Here is a 16635-nt window from a genome sequence, read left to right as displayed (position 1 = left end):
GCGGGCGGGAAAAGCGATAAGATCGCCCGGACATGTCAGGAAAACTCACAGGTTGAACGCCATGAGCCGCGACCTTCCCCCGCTCAACGCCCTGCGCGCCTTCGATGCCGTCGCCCGTCTCGGCGGCGTAAGCCAGGCGGCAGCCGAGCTGCACGTCACCCACGGTGCGGTGAGCCGGCAGCTGCGGCAACTGGAGGAAGACCTCGGCGTGGCCTTGCTGGCCAAGGACGGGCGCGGCGTAAAACTCACCGATGCCGGGCGCCGCCTGGGCGAGGCCAGCGGCGACGCCTTCGAGCGCCTGCGCCGTGTCTGCGCCGAGCTGCGCCAGGCTGGCGGCGAGGCGCCCTTCGTGCTCGGTTGCCCGGGAAGCCTGCTGGCCCGCTGGTTCATCCCGCGCCTGGACCGCCTGAACCGCGAGCTGCCGGAACTGCGCCTGCAACTCTCGGCCAGCGAGGGCGAACTGGACCCGCGCCGCGGCGGCGTCGACGCCACCCTGCTGTTCGCCGAGCCGCCGTGGCCGGCCGACATGCAGGTGTTCGAACTGGCCGCCGAGCGCATCGGCCCGGTGCTCAGCCCGCGCCACCCGCGCTTCGCCGAACTGCAGCGGGCCGAACCCCGGGCGCTGCTGGGCGAGGCGCTGCTGCACACTACCTCGCGGCCCCAGGCCTGGCCGCAATGGGCGCTCGCCCAGGGCCTGGACGCCGGCGCGCTGCACCTGGGCCAGGGCTTCGAGCACCTGTACTACCTGCTGGAAGCGGCGGTGGCCGGCCTGGGCGTGGCCATCGCTCCCCAGGCGCTGGTGGCCGACGACCTCGCCGCCGGCCGCCTGGCTGCGCCCTGGGGCTTCGCCGAAACCGCCGCGCGCCTGGCGCTGTGGGTGCCGGCCCGGCGCGGCGACGCCCGCGCCGAACGCCTGGCCCGCTGGTTGCGGGGCGAGTTGGCCGGCGCGGCGCGCTGAGGGCTCAGAAGTCGTACTTGGCGGTGAGCATGTAGCTGCGCGGAGTGCCGTAGGTGTCGGTGGAGCCCCAGTAGATGTCGTAGCCGATGGCCGAGTAGTAGGTGCGGTCGAACAGGTTGTCGACGTTCAACTGCAGGTCCAGGTGCTCGTTGGCACGGTAGCCGGCCACCAGGCCCGCGATGGCATAGCTGCCCTGCTCCACCCGGTAGCGGCTGCCTTCGGCGAGGTCCACGTCGTTGTAGATGCGGCTCTGCCAGTAGAGGCTGCCGCCGACGCGCCATTTCTCCAGCGGGCCCTGCAGGTGATAGAGGCTGGTGAGCTTGAACAGCCGCTCGGGGGTATCGGTGCTGAAGCGCTGGCCTTCGTTGGCCGGGTCGGCGTCGTGCTTGTAGCGCGCACGGGTGTAGGTGAAGCCGGCGCCCACCTGCCAGTACTCGCTCAGCGCGCCCTGCAGTTCCAGGTCCAGGCCCTGGCTGCGCACCAGCCCGGCCGCCTCGTAGCAGGACTCGGACGGGAAGGTCGGGCAGGCGCTCTGGTCGTCCAGCAGGCTGGCGCGGTTCTTCTGGTCGATCTGGAAGACCGCGGCGCTGGCGTTGAGTGCGCCGTCGAAGTACTCGCCTTTCACGCCGATCTCGTAGTTCTTGCCCTCGATGGGCGCGAGCAGCGCGCCGCCGGTGTCCTTCTGCGTCTGCGGCTGGAAGATGTCGGTGTAGCTGGCGTAGAGCGAATGGTGTTCGTCCAGGTCGTAGACCAGGCCGGCGTAGCGGGTGACGTTGCGCACCACCTTGTAGTCGGCGTCGCTCTTGCGGTCGTCGTACTCGTACCAGTCCAGGCGGCCGCCGAGGATCAGCTTGAGCGGGTCGGCCAGGCTGAAGCGGCCGGTGAGGTAGCTGCCTTCCTGGGTGGTGACGTCATGCGCCTTGTAGGAACGGATGAAGTCGGGTTTCGCCGCGCCGATGGGGATTATGCCGCCGCCGCTGTAGTTCTGCGTGGTGCGGTCGGTTTCGCGGCGGCTGACGCCGGCGACGATCTCGTGCTCGCGGTCGAACAGCCGCACCGGCCCGCTGGCGTACAGGTCGAAGGCGTTCTGGTCTTCGTCGTAGCGGCCCTGGTAGGCCTGGTGGTAGAGGTCCAGGGCCGTGTCGCGGCGCAGGTAGGTGCCGGAGAACAGCCCGTCCTGCGACGCCGCCATGGCGGCCAGGCGCAGCGTCCAGCCATGGTCCAGGCGGTGCTCGAGGTTGCCGAACAGGGTGTTGGTCCTCTGCTCCTTGTTCTCCCAGTCGCTGCCCGGATAGGTGGAACGCGGCAGGTCCAGGTGATGGCCGTCGACGCCCAGCGGCAGGCCGCCCCAGAACAGGTTGGTCTTGTCCTCCTGGCGCGAGAAGCCCAGGGTCAGGGTGGTGTCCTCGCCCAGGTCCGCCTCGCCGACCGTGTAGAACAGCCCGTGGTCCTGTTCTTCCTCGTCGCGGAAGCTGTCGGCGTCGCGGTAGGAGCCGACCACGCGGCCGCGCAGGGTGCCGCTGTCATTGAGCGGCCCGGAGGCGTCGAGTTCGCCGCGGTAGTCGCCCCAACGGCCGGCGGCGCCGGTCAGGCTGACCTGCGGGGCGCTGGTGGGCCGCTTGCGCACCATGTTGATCGCCGCCGAGGGGTTGCCGCTGCCGGTGACCAGGCCGGTCGCGCCACGGATCACCTCGACGCGGTCGAACATCGCCAGGTTCGGTTGCACCCCGATGGTCCAGCCCTGGTAGGCGCTGGGCAGGCCGTCGTACATCACGTTGTCGATGTCGAAGCCGCGTGCGCTGAACGAAGGGCGGCCGGGGCCGTCGGCATGGCTGAGGAACAGGCCGGGGGTGTACTGCACCACGTCGGTGATGCTGGTCATCGCCTGGTCGTCCATGCGCTGGCGCGTCATCACGGTGACGGCCTGGGGCGTCTCGCGTATCGACAGCGGCAGGCGGGTGGCGGTCTGCATGTCGCCGGTGGTGTAGGAGCCGCTGTGCTCGGTGGTGGCGCCCAGGCCCTGGCCGGTCACGGTGGTGCTGCCCATTTCCAGCGCGCTGTCGGTGGGCGCGGGTTCCACGCTGTAGGCGCCGCTGGCGGTGACCTTCAATTGCAGGCCGCTGCCGCGCAGGGCACGCTCCAGCGCCTGCTCGGCGCTCAGCTCGCCGTGGATGGCCGGAGCGCGCTTGTCGCGGACCAGGGCCGGGTCCAGGGAAATCACCTGTCCGCTCTGCCGGGCGATGGCGTTGAGCGTCTCGGCCAGGCTGGCGGCGGGCAGTTCGAAGTGCAGGCGCTGGCCGTTGGCGGCGAACGACTGCGCACTGGCGACGGCCAGGACGAGGGTGGTGGCGAAGGCGCGGGGCCAGGGTGTGGGCACGGGATTCTCCTGAGAATGTGTCTTGTTTCAGGAGTTAGGTGCGATGGCGCGAAAAAACCGGACAGCCATGCGGCAAATTTTTTCGTCCTTCACTCGCGAAGACCGACCAGGGTCAGCCAGGGGCCATAGCGCTCGATGCGCAGCGGCAGGGTCTCGCCCAGCGCGGCGAGGGCGCGGGCCGGCTGGTCCAGCGGGAACACGCCCTGCACCCGCAGCTGCCGGGCGCGCGGCTCGACGCGGATGTAGCCGCGCAGGTACGGACGCAGTGCGTCGATCACCGCCTCCAGCGGTTCGTCGGCGACGCTCAGCTGGCCGCTGAGCCAGTCGGCGCGGCGTGCCTGGCCGCGCAGCGGCTGGATGCCTTCCGCCTGCAGCAAGGCGCCCTCGCCTTCGCGCAGGTCGCGCCAGTCCTGCCTGCCCGGCAGGCTGACGCGCACCGAATGCTCCAGCACCACCACGCGGGTGTCGGCGGCTTCCTGGCGCACCAGGAAGCGCGTGCCCAGCGCCCGCGCCTCGCCCTGGGCGGTGCGGACCACGAAGGGCCGCGCGGCGTCCGCGGCGACCTGCACGACTAGTTCGCCACGGCGCAGCAGGATCAGCCGCTGGCTGGCGTCGAAGGCGATGTCCACGGCGCTCTCGGCGTTGAGGTAGAGGTGGCTGCCGTCGGCCAGGACGAAGTCGCGGCGCTCGCCGGTGCCGGTGCGCAGGTCGGCCAGCAGGGCGCGCCCGGGGGTGCTGCGTGCGCCCAGCCAGAGGCCCGCGCCGAGCAGGCCGAGGCCGGCCAGGCCGCGCAGCAGGTCGCGGCGGCCGCCGTGCTGGCGCAGCAGCAGCTCGCTGGCGCCGGGCAGCCGGCGCAGTCTGTCGTAGGGGCTGCCAAGGCCGCGTTGCAGGCGCGCCCAGGCTTCGGCGTGGGCCGGGTCGCTGGCCAGCCAGGCGTCCAGCTGGCGTTGCAGTTCGGCGTCGGCGTGGCCGGCGCGCAGCCGCACCATCCAGTCGATGGCCTGCTCGCCGGCCGCATCCAGGCGCATGCCGCTCATGGCACCAGCTCATTGAGGTAGATCTGCCGCAGGGCCTGCTTCATGTAGCGGCCCACGGTGCGTTCCGACACCCCCAGGCGGTGGCCGATCTCGGTGTAGCCCAGGCCGTCGAGCTGGCTGTAGAGGAAGGCCTGCTTGACCTCCTGGGGCAGCCCGCTGAGGCTGCGGTCGACCAGGCTCAGCGCCTCCAGCAGCAGGGCGCGTTCTTCCGGCGATGGCTCCAGGGCCTCGGGCTGGCCGGCCAGGTAGTCGAGGTAGGCCTGCTCCAGGCGCCGGCGGCGGTGGCGGTCGTAGACCAGGCGGCGGGCGATGGTCGACAGGTAGGCGCGCGGTTGCTGGATGCCCTGCGGGTCGACGCGGGCGGCGAGCAGTTGGCAGAAGGTCTCGGCCGCGGTGTCCTCGCTGTCGGCGCGGTTGCCCAGGTAGCGCTGCACGTGCAGCAGCAGCCAGCGGTGGTGATCGCTGAAGAAACATTCCAGCTTGCTGGAGTAGGTGCCGGACACGGGCGTCATCCCAGATATGCGCAAATAAGAATGCTTCGCATTCTATAGATCCCGGGCCCCGGCCGGCAATTGGCCCCTGGCGGCAATTTGCTGCACCTCCAGGGCTCGGCTAGTGTCCTACGAGGACATTCAGCACTGCGCGCCGCCGGGCGCGCCCAAGGAGAAGCCGATGTCGAACCATCACACCTACAAGAAGATCGAGCTGGTCGGGTCCTCGCGCACCAGCATCGAGGACGCCATCAACAACGCCCTGGCCGAGGCCTCGAAGTCGTTGAAGAACCTGGAATGGTTCGAGGTGGTGGACACCCGCGGGCATATCGAGAACGGTGCGGTGGGGCATTACCAGGTGACGCTGAAGGTCGGCTTCAAGATCGCCGACAGCTGACCGGCATTCGCCGCCGCGCGCCCGCGGGCCGGGGCGCCGGGGGCTTTCGGGGGCCGCCGTGGGGCGGCCGTTTCACGGGCCCAGCGGGGCCCTTCGTCCATTCGTTCAACGGAGAGCATCAGCCATGAAGAACCTGTTGTTGGCCGCCGGCCTGCTGGCCATGGCGGGCAGCGTCCTGGCCGCCGGCAAGCCGTGCGAGGAGCTCAAGGCCGAGATCGACGCGAAACTCCAGGCCAAGGGCGTCTCGGGCTACACCCTGGAGATCGTCGACAAGGGCGCGGGTGGTGCTCGTCAGGTGGTCGGCACCTGCGAGGGCGGCAGCAAGGAGATCGTCTATTCGCGGCACTGAAGCCGCCGCGGGACCGCGAAGGGGCGCCATTGGCGCCCCTTCGTCGTTGGGCACTCTGTCGCCGCCGCGCTGTCTCTCGTTAGGATAGGGCGCCCCGTGGTGGGGCTGACGAGGGAATGCCATGACCGTGAGCAAGTTCGCCGTGCTGATGCTGGCCCTGGCCTGCGCGGGCGCCGCCCAGGCGAAGACCAAGCCGTGCGAGGAACTCAAGGCGGAGATCGAGACCAAGATCCAGTCCGCCGGGGTGACCGCCTACACCCTGGAGATAGTCACCAACGCCGAGGTGAAGGACCCGAGCATGGTGGTCGGCAGCTGCGAGGGCGGCACGCGCAAGATCATCTACCAGAAGAACGACGACTGAGCCGCGCGGCTCAGAACAGCCCGCAGTCCATCCGCCCCTGGAAATCGGTCTTGGCCACCAGTTGGCCATTGGCGTCGGTGAGCAGGGCCAGGGCCCTGCGCAGCTGCGGGCGCACCTCCAGGCGGTAGCGCTGGCCGGGGGCGAAGTTGTCGTAGGTCAGCCACACGCGGCAGGTGATCTGCGTGGTGTTGTCGCTCATCGCCAGGCCGCCGCCACCCCCGGGAATCTCGTACTGGTAGCGCACTTCCAGCTCGTGCTTGCCCGGCGGCACCTGGAAGAAGCGGCCGTCGCGCAGCACCTGCTTGTCCAGGCGCTCGGCGAGCAGGGTGTTGGCCGGCTGGGTGTAGAGGTCGACCCAGGCCAGCTGCGGGTCGTGGGCCGGCAGCGGGCCGGCGCAGGCGCTCAGCAGGGCCGGCAGGAACAGCAGCGGAAGTTTGCCCATGGCGGTGTCGCTCGAAGCGGGGAATCCGCCCAGCATACGCCCTGGGCGGCGCCGCGGCGCGTTCGCTCAGACCTTCTCGCAGCGCCCGGTGCGGCCGCGGGCGATTTCGTTGGCCTGCTGGTCGTACAGCCGGGCCCAGGGATAGAAGCCGATGCTGCCGGTCTCCAGGCGGTAGCGCTGGCCGGCGCCGAAGTCCTTGTACTTGAGGGTCAGCTGGCAGTCGCGCCACATCGCCTCGGAAACCGCGGCCTCGGAGCCGATGTTCTGCGGCTCGACCTGGAACTGGTAGCGCACGCGCAGCTCGTGCTGGCCGGGGTCGACTTCGAAGTAGCGGGTGCTGTGCCAGGGCTGGTCGTCCACCTGCAGGGCCGAGAGGTCGCTCTGGCCGTTGGTGTCGAGGTCGATCCAGGCACGGTTGGGGTCGGGTTGCGGCAGAATCAGCGAGCAACCGCTCAGGACGAGCAGGCCGGTGGCGAGCAGCAGCGGGCGCATGGGTACACTCCAGGGCAGTCTTGTTGTGTCGGCAGCGGCGGTTCGGGGCCTGTGCTAATGTGCCGCGCATGCCCGCCCGCCTGTGTATTGCGTTTCTCGACCGCCGATTGCCCCGCTGGGTTCCCTGCCTGGCGTTCTTCCTGCTGGGCGGTTGTTCCACAGCCGGCTATTACAGCCAGTTGGGCAACGGCCAGTTGCAGTTGCTGGCGGCCCGCGAGCCGGTGGCCGAGGTGGTCGCCGACCCCGCCCGCGACGCCAGGCTGCGCCAGCGCCTGGCGCTGTCCCAGGAGGCCCGCGCCTTCGCCAGCGCCGAGCTGGCCCTGCCGGACAACCGCAGCTACCGGCTGTACAGCGATATCCACCGGCCCTACGTGGTGTGGAACGTGTTCGCCACGCCGGAACTGTCGCTGCAGCCGCTCACCCACTGCTTCCCCATCGCCGGCTGCGTGGCCTACCGCGGCTACTACGCCGAGGCCGGCGCCAAGGCCGAGGCGCAGCGCCTGGAGGCGCAGGGCTGGGACGTCTACGTCGGCGGCGTGGAGGCCTACTCCACCCTCGGCTGGTTCGACGACCCGATCATCAGCAGCATGCTGCGCTGGGACGACCAGCGCCTGGCCGAGACGCTGTTCCACGAGCTGGCCCACCAGCGCTTCTACCTGCCGGGCGACACCGCTTTCAACGAGTCCTACGCCAGCTTCGTCGAGCAGGAGGGCGGCCGCCGCTGGCGCGCCTTCCGCGGCCTGCCGCCGGAGCAGGCCAGCCGCGTGCGCCAGCGCGAAGGCTTCACCCGCCTGGTGCTGGACACCCGCGAGCGCCTGAAGGAACTCTACGCCCGCGACCTGCCCGAAGCCGACAAGCGCGCCGCCAAGACCGCCGAGTTCGAGCGCCTGCGCCGCGACTATCGCGCGCTGTGCCAGCGCGAATGGGCCGGCAAGTGCCCCTACGACGCCTGGGTGAACGGCCCGCTGAACAACGCCAAGCTGCTGCCCTTCGGCCTCTACGACCAGTGGGTGCCGGCCTTCGCCACGCTGCTGCGCCAGGTCGGCGGCAACTGGCCGGCGTTCTATGCGCGGGTCGAGAAGCTCGGCGCGCTGCCCGCGGAAGAGCGGCAGGCAGCGCTGGCGCGACTGAAAACCGGCGAATTTGTCAGCCTGCGCTAGGCTCACCCGTAAAGAGTCGATTTTTTGACTTCGCGCGGGCCGCCATGGCCCCCCTGCCCCGGGTCAACGGGCATGGAGGTGCGCCATGGGCTTCGTCCATCGCGCCTTGGCCTGCCTGGGCCTGCCGTTGCTGGTGGCCTGCGCCGCCGGGAGCTACCAGGAGCAGTTGCACGAGGGCCAGCGGGAAGTGCTGGCCAACGCCCTGCCGGTGGCCGAGGTGCTGGCCGACCCCGGCACCGACGCGCGCACCCGGCGCCTGCTCGCCGCCGCCGTGGCCGCCCGCGAGTTCGCCAGCCGCCACCTGGACCTGCCGGACAACGCCAGCTACCGCCGTTACGCCGACCTGGGCCGGGACTACGCGGTGTGGAACCTGTTCGCCACCGACGAATTCTCCCTGCGGCCGCGCGACCGCTGCTTTCCCCGCGCCGGCTGCGTCAGCTACCTCGGCTTCTACGATCCGCATGCCGCCCGGCGCGCGGCGGCCGAGCTGCAGCGCCAGGGCCTGGACACCTGCATAGGCGCGGCCGCGGCCTTCACCATTCCCGGGCGCGAGGATGCGCCCATTCTCAGCACCATGCTCGGCGACGAGGCGCACCAGGCCGAGCTGATCTTTCACGAGCTGGCCCACCAGCGCCTGTACCTGCCCGGCGACAGCGCCTTCAACGAATCCCTGGCGGTCTTCGTACAGCGGGAGGGGCTGCGCCAGTGGCTGGCCTGGCGCGGGCAGCCGCTGCCGAAGGATTCCGGGCCGCGGCAGCGCGAGGAGCTGGCGGCCCTGGTGCTGGCGACGCGGGTGCGGTTGCAGGCGCTCTACGCCAGCGGCCTGCCGCCGGAGGCGATGCGGGCGCGCAAGGCCGCCGAGTTCGAGCGCCTGCGTAGCGAATACCGGCAACTGGTGGCCCGGCGCTGGGGTGGCAAGGGCCTGTTCGACGGCTGGATCGACGGGCTGCTGAACAACGCCACGCTGCTGCCCTTCGCGCTCTACGACCAGTGGGTGCCGGCCTTCGCCGCGCTATACCGCCAGGTCGACGGCGACTGGCCGGCGTTCTATGCCCAGGCCGCAAGGCTCGGCGCGCTGCCCGCGGCGCAGCGGCAGGCGGCGTTGGAGCAGCTTGCGGATGGGCGGTTTCGGTGGTTGTGAGGCATCGCCTGCGCCTAGGCGATCTTCGTAGGATGGGTTGAGCTTGCGAAACCCATCGGGCCGGGGTGATGGGTATCGCTTCGCTCAACCCATCCTACGATGGCGTTTCTCCTGTGCCTGCAGGAGCGGTTGCATTGGTGGTGAGGGGCTGGGGGCTCCATCCTCACCCCGTAGGATTTATCCGCGATTTCGCCGGCAGGGCCGGCGCTGGGCCTATCGCGGACGGAGTCCGCTCCTACGCCACCCCCACCCGCGTAGCTTCCCTGTAGGAGCGCGCCCTGCGCGCGAAATCGCGGGCAGGGCCCGCTCCTACCCTACGGACGGGCACGGCTTCTCGTAGGAGCGAGGGGGACGCCTAGTTCTTGCTCGCGAACAAATGTGGTGCCATGCGGTTCGCGAGCAAGCTCGCTCCTACGAAGAGCGGTTCGGCGCGGCCTGTAGGACAGTTGTTCTCAGTCCGCCGCATCCGGGGCGTGCAGCGGCAGGTCCAGTTGCACGCGGCGGCGCAGCCAGGGGCTGGGGCGGTAGCGCGGTTCGCCGTAGCAGGCCTGCAGGCCCTGGAGGATGGTGAGGATGCGCGCCGCGCCGTAGTGCTCGCCGAAGGCCAGCGGGCCGAAGGGGTAGCCCAGGGCCAGTTGGACCGCGCGGTCGAGGGTCACCGGGGTGGCGATGCCGCGCTGGGCGATCTCGCAGCCCAGGTTGACGATGCTGGCGATCACCCGCTGGGTGACGAAGCCGGCGGAGTCGTTGATCACTTCCACCGGCACGCCGTCGGCGCCCAGGGCCTGGCGCGCCTGGGCCTCCAGCTGCGGGTCGAGGGCCGGCTGGCGCATCAGCACGCGGCGCTTGTCGAGGTCGCCGAAGCTTTCCAGGGCCAGGCTGCGCTCCGCCGGCAGGCCGAGGGCGTCGATGCGGGTGCTGGCGTCTTCCCCCAGCGGGGTGACCAGGCAGATGGCGCGGGCCGAAGGCGCCTCGGCGCTCTCCAGCACCAGCCCGGCCTGGATCAGCAACTGGCCGACGTGGTGGCGCAGCTCCGGGTCCTGGCTGTCCAGCCAGAAGGGCCGGTCCAGCAGCACCGGCTCGGGTTGCGGCTCCGGCTCGCGCAGCGGCTGGCCGTCGCGGCAGCGGTAGAAGCCCTCGCCGCTCTTGCGCCCGAGCAGGCCGGCGGCCACCCGCTGCGCCGCCAGCGGCGAGGGCAGGTAGCGCGGGTCCTGGTAGAACTGCTGGTACAGCGATTCCATCACCGCGTGGGAGACGTCCAGCCCGGTCAGGTCGAACAGCTCGAAGGGCCCCATGCGGAAGCCGGCGCCGTCGCGCAGGATGCGGTCGATCTGCGCGGCGCTGGCGATGCCTTCGCCGAGGATGCGCAGGGCTTCGGTACTGTAGGCGCGGCCGGCGTGGTTGACGATGAAGCCGGGGCTGTCCGGGCTCACCGCCGGGAAATGCCCGGCCTGCTCGGCCAGGCGCGACAGGCGCGTTATCACTGCCTCGTCGGTGCGCTGGCCGCGCACCACTTCGACGATGCGCATCAGGGGCGCCGGGTTGAAGAAGTGGAAGCCCGCCACCCGCTCGGGGCGCCGGCAGCGCGCGGCGATACGGGTGATCGACAGCGACGAGGTGTTGCTGGCCAGCACCGCATCGTCCGCCACCCGCGCCTCCAGCTCGGCGAACAGCGCCTGCTTGGCGCCGAGGTCTTCGACGATGGCCTCGATCAGCAGGTCGCAGCCGGCCAGCTCGTCGAGGCTGTGTGCCGCTTGCAGGCGCTGCAGGGTGGCGGCCAGGGCGTCGGCGCCGAGCTTGCCCTTGGCGGCGGCGCGTTCGAGCAGCTCGCGGTTGAAGTCCAGGGCCTGCTGGATGCTCTCGGCGCGGCTGTCGTAGAGCTGCACCGGCACCCCGGCGCTGGCGAACAGCTGGGCGATGCCGCGGCCCATGGCGCCGGCGCCGATCACGCCGATGCGGCGGAACGCGGGAAGGTTGCTGGCTGGCATGGACGTGGCGTCCCCGTCTGGCTGGCTTGTCTTCACCATAGTCGCTGGGATCACGGCGTGGGGTTCCGTCGCTCTTCCAGGTCGCGCAGTTGGCGGCGGAGCATCTTGCCCACCGAGGTCTTGGGCAGCTCGTCGAGAATCTCGACGAAGCTCGGCACCTTGTAGCCGGTGAGGTGCTCGCGGCAGTGGGCGATGATCGCGGCGGCGTCCAGGGCCGGGTCGCGCAGGCTGACGAACAGCTTCACCGACTCGCCCTTGCGCGCGTCCGGCACGCCGATGGCGATGCACTCGCGGATGCCCGGGTGGCGCATCACCGCGTCCTCCACCTCGTTGGGGAAGACGTTGAAGCCCGACACCAGAATCATGTCCTTCTTGCGGTCGACGATCTTCAGCAGGCCGTTGGCGTCCTGCAGGGCGATGTCGCCGGTGCGCAGCCAGCCGTCGGCGTCCAGCACCTGGGCGGTTTCCTCCGGGCGGCCCCAGTAGCCACGCATCACCTGCGGGCCGCGCAGGCACAGCTCGCCGGGGACTTCCAGCGGGCACTGGTTGCCCTCCTCGTCGACGATGCGCACTTCGGTGTCGATCAGCGGCTGGCCGACGAAGCCCTCGCGGTAGGGCGTCAGCCGGGTGTTGGTGCACACCACCGGCGACGCCTCGGTGAGGCCGAAGCCCTCCAGCACCGGGGCGCCGGTGAGCGCCTGCCAGCGCCGGCCGACTTCCAGGTTGAGCGGCGCGCCGCCGCTGGTCACCCATTTCAGGTGGCTGAAGTCCAGGCTGGCGAAGGCCGGGTGGTTCATCAGCCCGACGAACAGGCTGTTCAGCCCGCTGAGCAGGGTGAAGGGGTAGCGGCGCATGGCCTCGATGATCTCATCGAGGTTGCGCCCGTCGCGGATCACCACGGTGTGCAGCCCCATGGCCACGGAGCTGAGGCAATTCGTGGAGAAGGCCATGATGTGGTACAGCGGCAGCGGGGCGATGCGCACGTCGCTGGCCGGGTCGAGCAGGCCCGGGCGCATGAACAGCTCCAGGGTCTGGATGACGTTGGCCAGCAGGTTGTAGTGGCTGAGCATGGCGCCCTTGGAAACCCCGGTGGTGCCGCCGGTGTACTGCAGCAGCGCCAGGCGCTCCAGGCCCGGCTCGGCGTCCAGCGGCGGGGCCCCGGCGCCCAGGCGCAGGGCCTGCATGAAGCGCGTGGCGTCGGGCTCGTCGCAGGTGTGCTGCGGGGCTTGCATGTCTTCCACCGAGGTCAGCAGCACCTGGCGCACTGCGCTGTCGCCCTGGACCTTGCGCAGCAGCGGCAGCAGGCGGTCGAGCAGCAGGATGGCCACGGCGCCGGAGTCGCGCAGCTGGTGGCTCAGCTCGCCGGCGGTGTACTGCGGGTTGGTGTTGACCAGCACCAGCCCGGCCTTGAGCGCGCCGAAGGCGGCGATGGGGTATTGCAGGGAGTTGGGCAGCATCAGCGCCAGGCGCTCGCCGGGTTGCAGGCCGGCGCAGTGGCGCAGGTAGCGGGCGAAGGCGTCGGCCTGGCGCTCCAGCTCGGCGAAGCTCAGGCAGCTGCCGGCGCAGGAGAAGGCGGGGCGCTCGGGGTGTTCGCGGCTGGCGTCGCGCAGCAGGTCGTGGACGTTGCGGTAACCGCGCGCGGCGAATTGCGCGGCGACATGGCTTTCGGCAGTGACGGGCATTGTCGCCCTCCATCAGTGAATTGTTATTCTGCTCTGCGAAACATGATGTCGAAATCGATGGTATGCGATAGCCTTTGCCTGTGCAACGGCCCGTCGCCCTGCTGTCCGCGGCATGCCGATCTGCTATCGTTCGCCCGCGCCGGACGCCGCTCCGGCCCTTATTTCCCCCATAGCCGAGGCAGCATGAGCGACGATTTCGAAGACCCCAGCGCACCCAAGGACCGCAAGTTCGTCGAGGCCCTGGCCCGCGGCCTGGACGTGCTGCGCGCCTTCACCCACGGCTCGGTGGTGCTGGGCAACCAGGAGATCGCGCGGATCACCGGCCTGCCCAAGCCGACCGTGTCGCGCATGACCTACACCCTGACCAGGCTCGGCTACCTCAGCTATTCGCAACAGCACGAGAAGTACCAGCTGGATTCCGGCGTGCTCGCCCTGGGCTACGCCTACGTGTCGAACCTGCGCGTGCGCCAGCTGGCCAAGCCCTACATGGACGCCTTCGCCCGCCGCACCAACACCACCGTGGGCCTGACCTGCCGCGACTGGCTGTCGATGATCTACGTGGAGAACTGCCGGCCGCCGGAGGCTACCTCGCTGCGTATGGACGCTGGTGTGCGCTTGCCGTTGGCTACCACTGCAGCGGGTCGTGCCTACCTGGCGGCGACTCCGGAGCAGGAGCGGGAGCATTTGCTGCAGGCCCTCGAAGCCCGTCATGAAGGCGATTGGGCGGCCATGCGTGCGTCGCTGGAGCGTTCCTTCGAGGAATATCGCGAGCATGGTTTCTGCCTGTCCCTTGGTGACTGGGACCGCAACGTGCGTGCGGCTGGTGTGCCGCTGCGTTTGGCTGATGGGGGGTTGATGGCGCTGACCTGTGGTGCGCCGTCGTTCCAGTTGAGCGAGGAAACGCTCAAGGGCTCGCTGGCCCATGAGCTGGAGATGCTGGCGCGGGATATCGAGAGCCTGGGGGCCTGAGGCGGGTTCGCGAGCAAGCTCGCTCCTACAAGGTGTGGGTCTGTTGGTGTTGGTGCTCGGGCTTTTCCCTCACCCCAGCCCTCTCCCAGAGGGAGAGGGGGCCGTCTGTGCCGGCTGGGAGTGGGGTTTCAGCCGGAAATGCTAGGGTTCTCGGCTGACTCCAATCTTCCCGCACACACCAAACGGTCCCCTCTCCCTCCGGGAGAGGGTTAGGGTGAGGGGGCCGCAGGCCTGCTCTGCGCCACCTCCATCAATTCCGCATGGGCCTTCGAGTCACGGGCTTCCCTCACCCCAGCCCTCTCCCAGAGGGAGAGGGAGCTGTCCGTGCCGGCTGGGAGTAGGGTTTCAGCCGGAAACGCCTGGGTTTCCGACTGACTCCAACCTCCCCCCACACGCCAAACGGTCCCCTCTCCCTCCGGGAGAGGGTTAGGGTGAGGGGGCCGCAGGCCTGCCCTACGCCACCTCCAGCAACCCCGCATAAGCCTTCAGGTGATGATCGTCATCGCCCAACTGGTGACCCAGCATCACCAGCCGCTTGGCATGGTGCGCCAGCACGTATTCCCAGGTCATGCCGATGCCGCCGTGCAGCTGGATCGCCTGCTCGGCGATGTAGCGCCCGGCGCGGGTGACGATGAACTTGGCCGCCGCCAGGGTGCGGCTGCGCTCGGCGCTGTCCGGCTGGTCCGCCACACAGGCAGCGAGGATGGCCATGGACGTGGCCTGCTCCAGCTCGCTGCGCATGTCCACCATGCGGTGCTGCAGCACCTGGAACTTGCCGATGGGCACGCCGAACTGCTTGCGCGTCTTCAGGTAGTCGAGGGTCAGGGCGCAGGCTTCCTGCATGCTGCCCAGGGCTTCCGCGCACTGCGCGGCGATGGCGCGGCCCTGCTGGTAGCGCAGCGCCGGCAATGCTTCGCCCGGTACGCCGACGGCCTCGCCGAGGGCGCCGTCGAGGAACAGCTCGCAAGCCTTCTGCCCGTCGATGGTCGGATAGGCACGACGCTGCACGCCGTTCTGCTGCGGATCGACCAGGAACAGGCCGATGCCCGCCTCGTCCCGCGCGTTGCCCGCTACCCGCGCCGAAACCAGGATCGCCGTGGCGCTCTGCCCGCCGATCACCACCGCCTTGCGGCCGCTGAGCTTCCAGCCGTCGCCGGCCTGTTCCGCGCGGGTCTGCACGTCGTGCAGCTGGTAATGGCTCTGCGGTTCTTCCAGGGCCACCGCCAGTTGCGCCTCGGCGCTGGCGATGCGCGGCAGCCAGCTGTCCTCCTGTGCCTGGCTGCCGAGCTGGGCGAGCAGCCCGCCGGCGTGCACCACCGATTGCAGGTAGGGCTCCAGGCACAGGCCGCGGCCCAGTTCGGTGAGCACCAGCATGCTGTCCACGCCGCCGCCGAAGCCGCCGTAGGCTTCCGGCAGCGACACCGAGGTCAGCCCCAGTTCGCCCAGCTGGCGCCAGAAGCCGGCGCTGTAGCCCAGCTCGCTTTTGCCGAAGCCCTCGCGCCTGTCGAAGGCGTATTCGTCGCGCACCAGGCGCGCCGCGGTGTCCTGCAGCATCTGCTGCTCTTCGCTGAGTTTGAAGTCCATGCTCACGCCCTCACAGCTCGAGAATCATCTTCGAGACGATGTTCTTCTGGATTTCGTTGGAGCCGCCGAAGATCGACAGCTTGCGCAGGTTGAAGTACTGGCTGGCCGGCGCCGAGGAGTAGTCGGCGTGCAGCGGCTCGGCGCCCAGCTCGAATTCCTCTTCGAGGAAGGGCAGCGCGTAGGGGCCGATGACCTTGCGCAGCAGGTGGCTGATGGCCTGGCGGATCTCGGTGCCCTTGACCTTGAGGATCGAGCTTTCCGCCCCCGGCACGCCGCCTTCGCGGGCGGCGGCGAGGATGCGCAGGGTGCTCATCTCGATGGCCATCAACTGCATCTCCACCTCGGCGACCTGGGCACGGAACAGCGGGTCTTCCAGCATCGGCCTGCCGTCGCACAGCTCGCGGCTGGCCACGCGCTTGAGGTGCGCCAGCACCGCCTTGGACGCGCCTATGCCGGCCAGGCCGGTGCGCTCGTAGGTGAGCAGGTACTTGGCGCAGGTCCAGCCTTCGTTCTCGCGGCCGACCAGGTTCTGCACCGGCACTTTCACGTTGTCGAAGAAGACTTCGTTGACCTCGTGCTCGCCGTCCAGGGTGATGATCGGCCGCACGGTGATGCCGGGGCTCTGCATGTCGATCAGCAGGAAGCTGATGCCGCGCTGCTGCTGGGCCTCCGGGTCGGTGCGCACCAGGCAGAAGATCCAGTCGGCGTGCTGGCCGAGGGTCGTCCAGGTCTTCTGGCCGTTCACCACGTAATGGTCGCCCTCGCGCACCGCGCGGGTTTTCAGCGAGGCCAGGTCGGAGCCGGCGCCCGGCTCGGAGTAGCCCTGGCACCACCAGTCGGTGCCGTCGAGGATGCGCGGCAGGTAGTGGGCCTGCTGCTCGGGCGTGCCGAACCTGATGATCACCGGGGCGACCATGTTCACGCCGAAGGGGATGGTGCGCGGCGCGCCGAAGGCGGCGCATTCCTCTTCGAAGATGTGCTTCTGCACGGCGTTCCAGCCGGTGCCGCCGAATTCCACCGGCCAGTGGCTGGCGTACCAGCCCTGCTCGCTGAGGGCGCGTTGCCAGCGCTGGTGGTCCTGCTTGTTCAGGTGCTTGCCCAGGCGCACCTTGCTGGCGATGTCGGCCGGCAGCTTGGCCTGGAGGAAGGCGCGGACTTCATCGCGGAAGGCCAGTTCGTCGGGTGTGAAGTGGATGTCCATGGCGGT

General features: G+C 69.8%; 16 protein-coding genes. 7 read left to right on the top strand and 9 right to left on the bottom strand.

The window, feature by feature from the left end; translation table 11 throughout:
- Positions 1-61 precede the first annotated feature (61 nt).
- Complete coding sequence (locus M8R19_RS15830; protein WP_074980804.1) at positions 62-958, top strand: LysR family transcriptional regulator; 897 nt, start codon at positions 62-64, stop codon at positions 956-958.
- A gap of 4 nt (positions 959-962) precedes the next feature.
- Here the strand turns inward: M8R19_RS15830 and M8R19_RS15825 are convergent, their stop codons facing one another.
- The 3 genes from M8R19_RS15825 to M8R19_RS15815 all read right to left on the bottom strand — a co-directional run bounded on the left by M8R19_RS15825 (position 963) and on the right by M8R19_RS15815 (position 4884).
- Positions 963-3335 (bottom strand): TonB-dependent siderophore receptor, encoded by a 2373-nt coding sequence (locus tag M8R19_RS15825; protein ID WP_249918289.1) that lies wholly within the window; start codon positions 3333-3335, stop codon positions 963-965.
- Between the two features lie 89 nt (positions 3336-3424).
- Positions 3425-4372, bottom strand: a complete 948-nt coding sequence (locus tag M8R19_RS15820; RefSeq protein ID WP_116426167.1) for a FecR family protein — start codon at positions 4370-4372, stop codon at positions 3425-3427.
- On the bottom strand, positions 4369-4884 hold the full coding sequence (locus M8R19_RS15815; RefSeq protein ID WP_249918288.1) for a sigma-70 family RNA polymerase sigma factor: 516 nt from the start codon (positions 4882-4884) through the stop codon (positions 4369-4371). Before M8R19_RS15815 ends, M8R19_RS15820 begins: the two co-directional genes overlap by 4 nt.
- A 160-nt stretch (positions 4885-5044) precedes the next feature.
- Here M8R19_RS15815 and M8R19_RS15810 point away from each other — a divergent pair, with 160 nt between their 5' ends.
- From M8R19_RS15810 to M8R19_RS15800, 3 genes are all read left to right on the top strand, one after another.
- Positions 5045-5260 carry a dodecin gene (locus tag M8R19_RS15810; RefSeq protein WP_009614515.1) on the top strand — a complete coding sequence of 72 codons (216 nt, stop codon included), beginning with the start codon at positions 5045-5047 and terminating at the stop codon, positions 5258-5260.
- Positions 5261-5384: 124 nt separating this feature from the next.
- A complete protein-coding gene (locus M8R19_RS15805; protein ID WP_043270087.1) occupies positions 5385-5609 on the top strand; it encodes a DUF1161 domain-containing protein in 225 nt (74 codons plus the stop codon).
- Between the two features lie 148 nt (positions 5610-5757).
- The gene (locus tag M8R19_RS15800; protein ID WP_099049091.1) at positions 5758-5970 is read left to right on the top strand and encodes a DUF1161 domain-containing protein; all 213 of its coding nucleotides are present in this window, start codon (positions 5758-5760) and stop codon (positions 5968-5970) included.
- Positions 5971-5980: 10 nt separating this feature from the next.
- Here the strand turns inward: M8R19_RS15800 and M8R19_RS15795 are convergent, their stop codons facing one another.
- Complete coding sequence (locus tag M8R19_RS15795) at positions 5981-6412, bottom strand: PA0061/PA0062 family lipoprotein (protein ID WP_249918287.1); 432 nt, start codon at positions 6410-6412, stop codon at positions 5981-5983.
- Positions 6413-6478: 66 nt separating this feature from the next.
- Positions 6479-6904, bottom strand: a complete 426-nt coding sequence (locus M8R19_RS15790; protein ID WP_043270085.1) for a PA0061/PA0062 family lipoprotein — start codon at positions 6902-6904, stop codon at positions 6479-6481.
- Between the two features lie 68 nt (positions 6905-6972).
- On the opposite strand from M8R19_RS15790, the gene M8R19_RS15785 reads away from it, so the two are divergent.
- Positions 6973-8064 (top strand): aminopeptidase, encoded by a 1092-nt coding sequence (locus tag M8R19_RS15785; RefSeq protein WP_249918286.1) that lies wholly within the window; start codon positions 6973-6975, stop codon positions 8062-8064.
- Between the two features lie 85 nt (positions 8065-8149).
- Positions 8150-9205: an aminopeptidase gene (locus M8R19_RS15780; protein WP_249918285.1), complete on the top strand. Its 1056-nt coding sequence runs from the start codon at positions 8150-8152 to the stop codon at positions 9203-9205.
- 452 nt (positions 9206-9657) lie between these two features.
- Here the strand turns inward: M8R19_RS15780 and M8R19_RS15775 are convergent, their stop codons facing one another.
- The gene (locus M8R19_RS15775; RefSeq protein WP_249918284.1) at positions 9658-11193 is read right to left on the bottom strand and encodes a 3-hydroxyacyl-CoA dehydrogenase; all 1536 of its coding nucleotides are present in this window, start codon (positions 11191-11193) and stop codon (positions 9658-9660) included.
- 50 nt (positions 11194-11243) lie between these two features.
- Positions 11244-12875 (bottom strand): AMP-binding protein, encoded by a 1632-nt coding sequence (locus M8R19_RS15770; protein ID WP_249918283.1) that lies wholly within the window; start codon positions 12873-12875, stop codon positions 11244-11246.
- Positions 12876-13058: 183 nt separating this feature from the next.
- Between M8R19_RS15770 and M8R19_RS15765 the strand changes: the two genes are divergently transcribed.
- Complete coding sequence (locus M8R19_RS15765; RefSeq protein ID WP_249918282.1) at positions 13059-13844, top strand: IclR family transcriptional regulator; 786 nt, start codon at positions 13059-13061, stop codon at positions 13842-13844.
- Positions 13845-14297: 453 nt separating this feature from the next.
- On the opposite strand, the gene M8R19_RS15760 is transcribed toward M8R19_RS15765, so the two are convergent.
- Both M8R19_RS15760 and M8R19_RS15755 read right to left on the bottom strand, forming a co-directional pair.
- Positions 14298-15428 carry an acyl-CoA dehydrogenase family protein gene (locus tag M8R19_RS15760; RefSeq protein WP_249918281.1) on the bottom strand — a complete coding sequence of 377 codons (1131 nt, stop codon included), beginning with the start codon at positions 15426-15428 and terminating at the stop codon, positions 14298-14300.
- Between the two features lie 10 nt (positions 15429-15438).
- Positions 15439-16629, bottom strand: a complete 1191-nt coding sequence (locus M8R19_RS15755) for an acyl-CoA dehydrogenase family protein (protein ID WP_249918280.1) — start codon at positions 16627-16629, stop codon at positions 15439-15441.
- Between the last annotated feature and the right edge of the window lie 6 nt (positions 16630-16635).

This window comes from Pseudomonas sp. R3.Fl (assembly GCF_023516765.1).
In the GTDB taxonomy this organism is placed as follows: domain Bacteria; phylum Pseudomonadota; class Gammaproteobacteria; order Pseudomonadales; family Pseudomonadaceae; genus Pseudomonas; species Pseudomonas citronellolis.
Note: the sequence above shows the minus strand (reverse complement) of the source record. Positions and strands in the feature narration are given on the sequence as shown.

Excerpts from the sequence above, each read along its gene's own strand:
- M8R19_RS15830 (WP_074980804.1), top strand. The coding sequence starts at position 62 with ATGAGCCGCGACCTTCCCCCGCTCAACGCCCTGCGCGCCTTCGATGCC.
- M8R19_RS15820 (WP_116426167.1), bottom strand. The coding sequence starts at position 4,372 with ATGAGCGGCATGCGCCTGGATGCGGCCGGCGAGCAGGCCATCGACTGG.
- M8R19_RS15815 (WP_249918288.1), bottom strand. The coding sequence starts at position 4,884 with ATGACGCCCGTGTCCGGCACCTACTCCAGCAAGCTGGAATGTTTCTTC.
- M8R19_RS15810 (WP_009614515.1), top strand. The coding sequence starts at position 5,045 with ATGTCGAACCATCACACCTACAAGAAGATCGAGCTGGTCGGGTCCTCG.
- M8R19_RS15805 (WP_043270087.1), top strand. The coding sequence starts at position 5,385 with ATGAAGAACCTGTTGTTGGCCGCCGGCCTGCTGGCCATGGCGGGCAGC.
- M8R19_RS15800 (WP_099049091.1), top strand. The coding sequence starts at position 5,758 with ATGCTGGCCCTGGCCTGCGCGGGCGCCGCCCAGGCGAAGACCAAGCCG.
- M8R19_RS15795 (WP_249918287.1), bottom strand. The coding sequence starts at position 6,412 with ATGGGCAAACTTCCGCTGCTGTTCCTGCCGGCCCTGCTGAGCGCCTGC.
- M8R19_RS15790 (WP_043270085.1), bottom strand. The coding sequence starts at position 6,904 with ATGCGCCCGCTGCTGCTCGCCACCGGCCTGCTCGTCCTGAGCGGTTGC.
- M8R19_RS15785 (WP_249918286.1), top strand. The coding sequence starts at position 6,973 with ATGCCCGCCCGCCTGTGTATTGCGTTTCTCGACCGCCGATTGCCCCGC.
- M8R19_RS15780 (WP_249918285.1), top strand. The coding sequence starts at position 8,150 with ATGGGCTTCGTCCATCGCGCCTTGGCCTGCCTGGGCCTGCCGTTGCTG.
- M8R19_RS15775 (WP_249918284.1), bottom strand. The coding sequence starts at position 11,193 with ATGCCAGCCAGCAACCTTCCCGCGTTCCGCCGCATCGGCGTGATCGGC.
- M8R19_RS15770 (WP_249918283.1), bottom strand. The coding sequence starts at position 12,875 with ATGCCCGTCACTGCCGAAAGCCATGTCGCCGCGCAATTCGCCGCGCGC.
- M8R19_RS15765 (WP_249918282.1), top strand. The coding sequence starts at position 13,059 with ATGAGCGACGATTTCGAAGACCCCAGCGCACCCAAGGACCGCAAGTTC.
- M8R19_RS15760 (WP_249918281.1), bottom strand. The coding sequence starts at position 15,428 with ATGGACTTCAAACTCAGCGAAGAGCAGCAGATGCTGCAGGACACCGCG.
- M8R19_RS15755 (WP_249918280.1), bottom strand. The coding sequence starts at position 16,629 with ATGGACATCCACTTCACACCCGACGAACTGGCCTTCCGCGATGAAGTC.